This is a genomic window from Amycolatopsis sp. NPDC114503, from assembly GCF_055633655.1.
On record NZ_JBVKDT010000010.1, the window covers coordinates 331,928 to 341,800 of the forward strand.

A 9,873-nucleotide genomic window follows, 5' to 3' on the forward strand; every position below is an offset into this window, starting at 1 on the left:
GGGGTGGGGGTGTGGGGGGGGGTTTTTTCTCGCGGGGAAAAACCCCCCCCGCGCCGTCGTCACAATCAGCTTCGGGGTGCCCACCCACGCCGCCCGGCGCAATGTCGCCGCCAGGCGACGAGCCGCCACCCCGCACCCCACCTCAGACAGTCACCACAACCTCATCCCCCACCACCCGAACCGGAACCCCCCGCAACCCCACCCGACTATCCGCCGGATGCCGCCCCGTCAAGATATCGAACTCAAACCCGTGCCAAGGACAAACAATATTCCGATCAGCCGGATGAAACGCAGGCCCAGCGCTCTTCCGATCCTCCCGAACCGGCTGAACAGTCCGAGGCATGACCTTCCCCTGGCAAACCGGCCCACCCTGATGCGGGCACACGTTATGCCAAGCCCGCACCTCCCCGGCATGAAAGTAAACCCCCACCTCCAGCCCATCAACCTCCACGACAATCCGCCCCCGAGCCTGGAGATCCGCCAGCCCAGCAACAACGACCTCCCGCCGCACCGCGCTCATTCGGCCCTCCGATACCAAATCGCCATGTCGAAAAGGTTCACATCCGCCGCGTCCAGCAACGCAGTCACCAGAACGACAGTCTCCGTCGCAGTTAGCGCATCCTCGCGAATCGGCCACGCGATCTTCCCCACCCGGTCAGTCTTGGCGGAAAACAACCGAGCAGCCGCATACAGCAGCTCGGCGATCTCTTCATCGGCAACCGCGGCCGCCCGGTCCTCCGCGAGGACCTCAGATGTCAACTCGCCCAGCCGAGATACCAGCGAGGTCAGCTCAGATGTCATGATCACGAAACCCCAGGACGCTCGTGAAGACGCTCTTCGCAGCAGGCTTCCGCCGATCAGTGGGAAGATTGAACACCCGAGCAGCGTTGAGACCCAGGATGTTCCGCTTAGCCTGCTCGGACAAAAACGGCAGCCGCGTAATAGTGGACGGCGCATCCCAATCCCAATGCGGCCAATCCGACGAATACAACAACTGCGTCTCCGCGTTGAACGCCTTCATCCCGGCCTCCAGCAACTCCATGCTGGTCCGCTCCATAGGCTGACTCGTATACCACATGTCCTTCATGTACTCGCTAGGCAACCGATTCAACCCAGGAGCCTCACTGGGCCGCATCAACACCTCGTGGTCAAGCCGCTGCATGAGGAACGGAATCCAGGCAAGCCCGCTCTCCACCCACACCATCTTCAGCCGGGGAAACCGCTCCGGCATGGCATTGATGATCCAGTTGGTCACATGAATCTGATTGTAATGCGTAAAAGACAACGCATGCATCGACAGAAAGCGGTTCAACTGAGCGAAAGAAGGGTCACCCCAGTGGTACCCGGAGTGGAACGCAAGCGGCTTCCCGCTGTCCTCGATCAGCTTGTACAGCCGAGTGTAGACATCCGAGTGAACCGGGTTATTGCGCGTCGAACAAACCGTGTACCCGATGATCCCGTCGTCGTCCGCATACTTCTCGACCAGCTCCTCGCACACCTCCGGAGTGTTGTACGGCAAATACAACATCCCCTTGAGCCGATCATCCTGCGGCAGAACGACTTCAGTCAGCCAACGGTTGAACGCCCGCCCCAGCACGACCTCGATCTCGTCCTGCGGATGCATGCCCAGCAGCAACATCGCGCTCGGGAACACGACCTGGTAGTCCAGCCCCATCGCGTCCATCCCGCGCCGGGCGGCGGCGACGAACGGATGCCCGGACACCCCCTCAAGCGGCTCCTTGCGCCCCTGGTGCCCGATCCGTCCGCCAACGCTCTGATGTGACATACCAGGCTGGATGTTCAGCAACGCGTTGTTCCCGGCGAACTTGCCGAACTGGTCCATCCCGATCTGGCGCCACACGTCGTTGTCGATGAGTTCGAGCACCTCGCCCCAGAAATGGTCCTCCGAGACGTGCGCGTCGATGTCGACGATGAAGTAGTCGTCGTACTCCTGCTCAGCCTGTTTGGTCGCGTGGGCGAGAACATCCCGGGTGTCGGTCCGCCCGCCGATCTCGGCGAGTTCCCGGATCCGGGGTCCGTCCCCGCCGGAACGAGGCACCGAAAAATCAGACACAGGCACGGATTCTCCCCTTCGTCCGGCGTCAGCGGGGCGCGACGGCGGCATCGGTCATCGTGGTCAGGTAATCGTCGTCAGCCGGAGCCGCGTTCTCGTGCGGAATGACGACGGCACGGTCCGGGCTCACCGCGAACGTGTGCTCCTCGCCCGCGGTCGGGACCGATTCCGCGGACAGTTCAGCCGTTTCGGTCCGCACGCGCATCGGGAGGCCGTCCGCGCGGACGAGAAGGTTGACGGCACTTCCGAGGTAGGTCGTGCGCTCGACAACCCCGCGGAATTTCCCCGAACCCGAGCCGTCCGGGCATAACCGGGCATGCGCCGCACGAAACGCGACATCGGCCCGGTCCCCCACGGAAACCTCGCCGGTCGTGATCCCGGAAAAGACCAGCGAAGTGTCGTCCACGCGCACCTCGGCGGTTTTCCCGCGCACGCCGGTGACGGTGCCGGGAAGGATGTTCTGAAAGCCCATGAAATCCGCGACATACGCCGAATTCGGGCGGTCGTACAGGTCGCTCGGCGTACCGGATTGGACGATCACGCCCTCGCTCATCACGACGATCCGGTCGGACAGCGTGATCGCTTCCTCCTGGTCGTGCGTCACGTAGACCGACGTCGTCTCGAACCGGTTGTGCAGCGACCGCACCTGCTGGCCCATCTGGTAGCGCAGCTTGCTGTCCAAATTGGACAGCGGCTCGTCGTAGAAGATGATCCCCGGCCGGGCGGCCAGCGCACGGGCCAGTGCCACGCGCTGCTGCTGACCGCCCGACAAGGCAGTGACCGGACGTTTCCCGAGGTCGGAAAGACCGACCGCGTCCAGCATTTCCCGCACCCGCTGCGCACGCTCCCGGCCGGGCATCCGCGCGACCTTCAGCGGGTACGCGACATTGTCCGTGACGTTCAGGTGCGGCCAGAGCGCATAACTCTGGAACACCATGCCGACCCGGCGTTTGTCCGCGGGCACGAACGTGCGCCGCGCGGTGTCGACCACGACCCGGTCGCCCATGACGATCCGGCCCGCACTCGGCCGCTCCAGTCCGGCCAGACAGCGCAACGTCGTCGTCTTGCCGCAGCCCGAGGGGCCGAGCAGCGTCACGAACTGCCCCGACTCGATCGTCAGATCCAGTTCGTGCAGCGCCGCCTTCGCGCCGTACTTCTTGGTGAGTCCGGATACCTGGACCTCGGTCATCGTGACCTGCGCTTTCTCTTCGGCCGGGAGGCGAGGCTTTACTTCTTGAACGCCTGGGTGATGAAGTCGAAGTAGGGCTTGTTGAAGGCGGGGTCCGGGTTCGAGAACGGCAGCCGCGGCAGCTTGTCCAGCGAGGGCAGGCCTGCCGGACCGGGCGCGGTCGGCGTGCGGCCATAGGAGTTGTCCTTCTCCGCCAACGCCTTCTGGCCTTCCGGCGAGTACAGCCAGTTGACGTACAGCTGCGCGGCCTCGGAATGCGGCGCGTCCTTGATCAAGCACAGCGCCGAGCGCGCCATGTAGTTTCCGCCGTCCTCCAGCGGGAACACCATGTCGATCGGCGCGCCCTTCTGCTTCTGCGCCTCGAAGTAGCCCTGGTACACGGCGATGCCGACCGGGAACCGGCCGCTGGCGACATCTGTGGGCACCATCGGCTCGGATTGAGATATCTGCAGATCCTGCGCGGCCAGCTTCTCCAGGTAGGAACGGCCCCACTTCTTCTCGTTCTCGGGCAGCATCAGCGATTCCAGGATGTACCGGATGCCGCCGGGCACGGTCATGTCGCCGACCGCGATCTTGCCCTTCCACTTCGGGTCGAGCAGGTCGTGCCAGTTCTTCGGCGCGTCCTGCTTCTGCACCTGGTCGGTGTTGTAGACGAAACCGAAGTAGCGCAAGGCGAAATAGGTGAGCCTGCCGTCGTTCTCGGTCGGGACCTTGAACCCGGGATCGGCGGTGCGCACGTCCGCGGGCGTGCAGATGTTCGGCTTCGCGGCCGCCTGGGGCGATTCCCCGCCGACGTAGATGTCCGCGATCCGGTTCCCGCTCTGCGCCTCGGTGTCGAGCTTGGTGAGGATCTGCGCGTCCGCCTGGTCCTGCGGGAGCAGCTTGATCCCGGGGAAGCGCTTGGTGAACACGTCGTTCAGCGCCTGGTTCGCGGTCACCCCTGGCCCGTACAGCACGAGCTGCGTGTGGTTGGCCGCGAACGCCTTGTCGTACAGCTCGTTCATATATTTGTTGGCCGCGGCTGATGCACCAGGGACCTCGACTGGTGTACTCGACTTGGTCGCGCCCGCCGACGCACAGGCGGTGAGCGTCGCGAGCAGGCCGGCGGTGAGCGCCAGCGCGGGCGCGCGCAGTTTCGTGCGGGAGAACTTCATTGTTCTTCCTCTCGAGTCAGTGGGTGATGCGGGAGAACGAGCCGGACGGACGGTCGGTGCGGCCGAGGATCCGGCCGCCGAGCTTGACGGACACCGCGGCGAGCGCCAGCACGACGAACGCGGCGATCAGGATGATCATGAACAATGCCGCGCCCCGGGACATCTCGCCGGTGAGGAACTGCTGGAAAGCGGTCAGCGACACGGGTTCCAGGCCGGGCGGGGCGAGCAGCATCGGCACGGCGAGGTTGCCCGAGATGAACAGCGCGGAGAGAAACCAGCCGGCCAGGAAGCTCGGGATGACCAGGCGCAGCACGATGGTCACCAGCACCCGGCCCGCGCTCGCGCCGGACATCCGGCCTGCCTCCTCCAGCTCGGGCGACAGCTGGGCGAGCGCGCCCTCGGCGATCCGGCTGGAGACCGGGATCGTGGCCACGACCAGCACGAGCGTCATCAGGAAGGCCGAACCGTAGAGCCCGCGGAAAGCCGGGAGGTAGAGCACGGCGAACATGTAGGCGAGGCCGAGCACGACGCCGGGCAGCGCCCAGGGAATCCAGACGGCGAACGAGGTGTAGCTCCGCAGGAATCCCCGGCGCCGCGCGGTGACGTAGGTCGTGAGCAGGGCGATCGAGATCGAGCCGAAGCCGCCGATGACCGCGAGCCACGCGGTGAGCGCCAGGCTCGAGCTGAACTGCGGGTCGGTGAGCATCGTGACGTAGTTGTCCAGCGTCAGCCCGGTGCTCATCACCCCGAAGATCGGCTGGAGGCTGCCGAGCACCATCGCGAACAGCGGCAGCAGGAAGTTCAGCAGCACCACCACGACGATCAGCGCGGACAGCACCCAGCGGACCGGGCCCAGCTCCTGCGGATCGCGCCGCGACGTCTTGCCGGTGAGCGTGGTGAAGCTGCGGCCGCGCAGCATCCAGCGCTGGGCGAGGAACAGCAGCAGCACCAGCAGGATCAGCACGAGCGACAGCGCGAACGCCTTCGTGTACTCGGCTGGCGCCTCATCCCGGACGTAGTGATATATCTGCGTCGAGAAGACGTAGATGCCCGCCTGGCGGCCGATCAGCTGCGGTCCGTCGAACGACTGGAACACCAGCACCGCGATCAGCAGGGCCGCGCCGGTGATCGCCGGGCCGACCGACGGGATGGTGATGGTGAAGAACGTCCGCACCGTCCCCGCGCCGCTGATCGCCGCGGCCTCGTCGAGCGACTGGTCCCGGTTCTTGAACGCGCCGAGCAGCAGCAGGTACGCGAACGGCATGTAGCCGAGCGAGGTGAGCAGGATCAGCCCGCCCCAGCCCTGGATGTTGATCAGCGGCCCGTGCGTGCCGAGCGCCCGGCCGAGCTGGTTGAGCAGGCCGTTCTGCGCGTTGCCGAGCATGATCCAGCCGAGCGTGTGAAACAGCGGCGGGACGAACAGGTTGATCACCATGATCGGCGTGAGCAGCTTGCGGCCGGGGACGTTCGTGTTGGCCGCGATCCAGGCGAACAGCCCGCCGCCCGCCACCGAGATCGTGCCGCACACGACGACCAGCACGATCGAGTTCCACAGCGTGTGCCAGGTTTCCGGGGCCTCGAACGCCGCGAGCAGGCCGCTCATCGTGAACGGCATGTTGTCCGAGGGCAGCCCGTCGCGGAAGGCGCCGAGCACGATCATCGCCACGGGGTAAACGAAAATCAGCGTGAGCCCGGCGAGCAGGGTCGCTTTGAGCACACCGCCGGTCACCGAGCGGCGCATCGAGGCCCGCCGGTCGTGCTCGAATAGGCGCTCGGTCACTGCACCGTTCCTTCCTGCGAGCGATCGGTTACCCGCCGCGGAGACGAACCGCTCCGTCCGTCCTGCCGGTTAGCGTAAGAACTCGGGTGCGGCGGCTCATCGAGCGGCTCTCCGAAGTCCTTCCGGTTTCCTCAGACACCGTGTCGGAGGAAACCGCTGATCAGATCAGGGCGGCGAGCACCGCGTCGTTCTCTACGGGCAGCCCGATCGTCACGCGCGCCCCGCCCGCCTTCGGGAACGGCCGAGCAAGCACGCCGCGAGCCTCCAAACGGGACAGAAGGTCGGCCGCATCTCCAGGCAGGAAAAGGAAATTCGCCTGGCTGGGCACATACGCGACGTTCGCCGCCTTCAACGCCGCCTCGACGCGAGCGCGTTCGGAGACGATGACGGCGGTTCTTTCCTTCGCCACAGCCAATCCTTCGGCGCTCAACGCCGCGATGACCGCCGCCTCGGCCACGCTGTTGAGCGCGAATCCGACGGACGTGCGACGCAGCGCCTCGGCGATCCGCGGTGCTGCTGCGGCGTAACCGACGCGGATCCCCGCCAAACCGTGCGCTTTGGACAGTGTCCGCAGCAGCACGAGATTCTCGAACTCGTCGAGCAATCCGACAGTCGCGTCCACCGGTTCGGCAGACACGAACTCGCGGTACGCCTCGTCGACAACAACCAGCACGCTCGACGGGACGCTTTTCAGGAAGTCGCGGATATCCTCGATGCCGCGCAGCCCGCCGGTCGGGTTGTTGGGATTGCAGAGGTAGACAATGCGGGTTTCCGGGCCGACCGCGGCGAGCATCGCGTCGAGATCCATCGCGCCGTTCACGTCGAGACCGACCTCTGTGGACTCCGCGCCGGCGAGCGAAAGCGCCGCCGCGTACGCCTCAAAGGACGGTGCCGGGCGAACGCCGTGCACGCCTGGTTCGCATACCAGCCGAGCCAGCGCGTGCAGCAGAGTGCCGGATCCGTTGTCGATCGCGATGCGCCCCGCGTCCAGACCCATCGCCTCGGCGACGGCGGCGCGCGCCGCAGTGCGGTGGTAATCGGGGTAGCGATGGGCATTCCGCGCCGCTTCGGTCATGGCGGCGACGATGACGTCGGCGGGCGCCCACGGCATTTCGTTCTGGGACAAGCGGATCGGCGGCTGCGCACCGCGGGACGAGCGATCGGGGGCGGCGAGCACGCGGTCGACCACACTGCGGAGCTCCAGCAGCATGCATCCTCCTCAAGCCGGACGATTAACTGTAATGAATATACATAATTCTGAGCGCGTGTACATCCATCAGTTCTCCGGCGTGAGATCTCAGGAAGGCCGGGCTGCCACAGCAGGACGCCGATGCCGCGAAATCGCCGACTCCGCCAGCTTGTGGTCGCGCCGCACGACCGCCTCGGCGAAGTCGAGGTGCGTCCGCAACCGCTCCTGCGTGGTCGGCGCGGTGACGCCCTCGAGCCGCGCGGCGATGATGTAGTCGACGAGATTCGTGTACAGGCTGCGCAAAAGCTCGTTCGGCGACACCTGTGCGATCCGCGCGTGCAGCGCCCAGATCGCCGTGGGCGCCTCGGCGGAATCCCAGGCCGCCTTGAGCGTCTCGGCGCACGCTGAGATATCAGCGATGTCCTCGTCGCTCGCGTTCTCGACCGCGTCGTGCAGCACTGAACCGTCGAGCGAGTCCAGGACGCGCAGGCAGTTCTCCACCGTCGCCTTCCCTTCGCGCAGCTGTAGCAGCTGATCGCTCAGGTGCGTGAACGGCGAACGCGTCGCAACGAAGATCCCGCCGCCCGGGCCCGGCTTCGCATCGACGATGCCGCGGGCGCGCAGCAGCTGAATCGCCTCGCTGAGCGTGGCCGGGGCGACCCCGAAGCGCGCCATCAGCTCCTGACGGCGGCCGACGAAGTGCCCGGCGCTCCAGCCCTCGGAGACGATCTCGTCCTCAAGCGCGCGAGCGACCTGGACGGCAGCGGCGGTGTTCGTGATCTGCGGCAAGAAGTCCTCCGAAGTTCTCGGTCCGGTGACGTCGCCGACGCGGGTCACGCGTAGTGACAGATTAGAGGCGCACCGGAACCCCGAACACCCGGCATCGTCTATATTGATTGTAGACATTAGATGCTGGCGTCACCAGCGCGGCACGCACCGTTGCCCAAGGAGCCCTCATGCCGGTTTCCGCCCCGATTCTCGCCGACTCCGCCGCCCTCCTGCCAGACCTGGTCGCGCTCCGCCGCGCCCTGCACGCCCAGCCCGAAGCCGGGTTCGCTCTCCCTCGCACCCAGCGAACCGTGCTGACCGCGATGGCCGGCCTGGATCTGGAAGTGACCCCCGGCCCACACGACTTCACGTCCATTGTCGCGGTACTGCGCGGTGCCCGCCCCGGGCCGTCGGTCGTACTGCGGGCGGACATGGACGCGCTGCGCGTCACGGAAGAGACCGGGCTGCCGTTCGTATCTCAGACGCCCGGATTGATGCACGCCTGCGGACACGACCTGCACACAGCCGCGCTAGTCGGTGCGGCAAAGCTGCTGAGCGCACGCCGGAACGAGATCGCAGGCTCGGTGGTCTTCATGTTCGAACCAGGCGAAGAAGCCGGCGGCGGCGCACAACGGTTAATCGAGGAGGGAGTACTTTCAGCAACCGGCGAACGTGCCGAGGCTGCGTACGGCATTCACGTCCTACCCGGCCCAGCTGGCGTATTCACGACCCGCCCCGGTCCGGTCATGGCGGGAGCCAGCAGCCTGACCGTACGCGTGCTCGGCCGCAGCGGACACGGATCGCGACCACACCAGGCAGTAGACCCGGTTCCCGCCGCGGCCCAGATCATTTCAGCCCTGCACACGTACGTCACCCGACGATTCCCGGTGTTCAACCCGGTTGTGTTGTCGGTGACCAAAATGCAGGCGAGCGAGATCATCAACGCGATCCCCGACGAGGCAACACTAGGCGCGACGATCCGCGCACTTTCCCCGGAGAGCGTAGAGATCCTGGCCCAAGAGCTGCCCTCTCTAGCGGACGGAATCGCGTCAGCTTTCGGCTGCCGCGCGGAAGCAGAATTCCGGTCGGTCTACCCAGTCACCTCGAACGCCCCGAAGGCAGCCGCGCACGCTTTGAACGTGCTCGGCGACCTGTTCGGCCAGGAACGAGCCGTACCGCTGGAACATCCGATAATGGCGTCGGAGAGCTTCTCCGCCGTACTGAACGAGATCCCCGGCGCTTTCATCTTCCTCGGCACCACACCAGAGGGAGTCGACCCGGACACCGCGGAGATGAACCATTCCCCACGGGCAATCTTCGACGACACCGTTTTAGCCGACCAAGCCGCAGCACTGGCAGCACTCGCACTAAGCCACGTCACGATCCGTGAGGGGAACCCTGAGGGACTCTGATTCCCTCAGGGTTCCCCTCACAGCTTTTTCAGCCACCCACACCCAGCCGCACCCGCGCGCCCAACTCACCAAGGCACCCACACCACCGCGTCACCACGCCCCCAACCGCAGCCCGCGCACCCAAACCCACCAACGCAGCCACACCCGGCCCTGCACTCCAACCGCAGCCCGCGCACGCACCTCACCAGCGCAGCCACACCCGGCCCTGCACCCCGATACGAAGCCAAAAACGCGGCACGGGGGTGCTTGTCAAGGCATCTTTCCCGCCTTGACAAGCACCCCCCCGCCGTCGTCACCGAGGTTTCCC

Annotated in this window: 9 protein-coding genes; 1 reads left to right on the top strand and 8 read right to left on the bottom strand. The window is 65.9% G+C overall.

Annotated features, from left to right (window positions below; all coding sequences use genetic code 11):
- Positions 1 to 142: 142 nt before the first annotated feature.
- From ACZ7OI_RS36575 to ACZ7OI_RS36610, 8 genes are all read right to left on the bottom strand, one after another.
- Positions 143 to 520 (bottom strand): Rieske (2Fe-2S) protein, encoded by a 378-nt coding sequence (locus ACZ7OI_RS36575; protein ID WP_470268654.1) that lies wholly within the window; start codon positions 518 to 520, stop codon positions 143 to 145.
- A complete protein-coding gene (locus tag ACZ7OI_RS36580) occupies positions 517 to 801 on the bottom strand; it encodes a hypothetical protein (RefSeq protein WP_470268655.1) in 285 nt (94 codons plus the stop codon). Before ACZ7OI_RS36580 ends, ACZ7OI_RS36575 begins: the two co-directional genes overlap by 4 nt.
- Complete coding sequence (locus tag ACZ7OI_RS36585) at positions 791 to 2,074, bottom strand: amidohydrolase family protein (RefSeq protein WP_470268656.1); 1,284 nt, start codon at positions 2,072 to 2,074, stop codon at positions 791 to 793. Before ACZ7OI_RS36585 ends, ACZ7OI_RS36580 begins: the two co-directional genes overlap by 11 nt.
- Before the next feature lie 28 nt (positions 2,075 to 2,102).
- Positions 2,103 to 3,263: an ABC transporter ATP-binding protein gene (locus ACZ7OI_RS36590; RefSeq protein ID WP_470268657.1), complete on the bottom strand. Its 1,161-nt coding sequence runs from the start codon at positions 3,261 to 3,263 to the stop codon at positions 2,103 to 2,105.
- Positions 3,264 to 3,301: 38 nt separating this feature from the next.
- On the bottom strand, positions 3,302 to 4,417 hold the full coding sequence (locus ACZ7OI_RS36595; RefSeq protein ID WP_470268658.1) for an ABC transporter substrate-binding protein: 1,116 nt from the start codon (positions 4,415 to 4,417) through the stop codon (positions 3,302 to 3,304).
- 16 nt (positions 4,418 to 4,433) lie between these two features.
- On the bottom strand, positions 4,434 to 6,197 hold the full coding sequence (locus tag ACZ7OI_RS36600) for an ABC transporter permease (RefSeq protein ID WP_470268659.1): 1,764 nt from the start codon (positions 6,195 to 6,197) through the stop codon (positions 4,434 to 4,436).
- 160 nt (positions 6,198 to 6,357) lie between these two features.
- Positions 6,358 to 7,407 carry a pyridoxal phosphate-dependent aminotransferase gene (locus ACZ7OI_RS36605; RefSeq protein WP_470268660.1) on the bottom strand — a complete coding sequence of 350 codons (1,050 nt, stop codon included), beginning with the start codon at positions 7,405 to 7,407 and terminating at the stop codon, positions 6,358 to 6,360.
- 87 nt (positions 7,408 to 7,494) lie between these two features.
- A complete protein-coding gene (locus ACZ7OI_RS36610; protein ID WP_470230109.1) occupies positions 7,495 to 8,223 on the bottom strand; it encodes a FadR/GntR family transcriptional regulator in 729 nt (242 codons plus the stop codon).
- A gap of 119 nt (positions 8,224 to 8,342) precedes the next feature.
- Between ACZ7OI_RS36610 and ACZ7OI_RS36615 the strand changes: the two genes are divergently transcribed.
- Positions 8,343 to 9,566 carry a M20 metallopeptidase family protein gene (locus ACZ7OI_RS36615; RefSeq protein WP_470268661.1) on the top strand — a complete coding sequence of 408 codons (1,224 nt, stop codon included), beginning with the start codon at positions 8,343 to 8,345 and terminating at the stop codon, positions 9,564 to 9,566.
- The last annotated feature ends 307 nt before the right edge of the window (positions 9,567 to 9,873 follow it).

Bases quoted from the DNA above. Each gene is read 5' to 3' on its own strand.
- ACZ7OI_RS36575 (WP_470268654.1), bottom strand. From the start codon at position 520: ATGAGCGCGGTGCGGCGGGAGGTCGTTGTTGCTGGGCTGGCGGATCTC.
- ACZ7OI_RS36580 (WP_470268655.1), bottom strand. From the start codon at position 801: ATGACATCTGAGCTGACCTCGCTGGTATCTCGGCTGGGCGAGTTGACA.
- ACZ7OI_RS36590 (WP_470268657.1), bottom strand. From the start codon at position 3,263: ATGACCGAGGTCCAGGTATCCGGACTCACCAAGAAGTACGGCGCGAAG.
- ACZ7OI_RS36595 (WP_470268658.1), bottom strand. From the start codon at position 4,417: ATGAAGTTCTCCCGCACGAAACTGCGCGCGCCCGCGCTGGCGCTCACC.
- ACZ7OI_RS36605 (WP_470268660.1), bottom strand. From the start codon at position 7,407: ATGCTGCTGGAGCTCCGCAGTGTGGTCGACCGCGTGCTCGCCGCCCCC.
- ACZ7OI_RS36615 (WP_470268661.1), top strand. From the start codon at position 8,343: ATGCCGGTTTCCGCCCCGATTCTCGCCGACTCCGCCGCCCTCCTGCCA.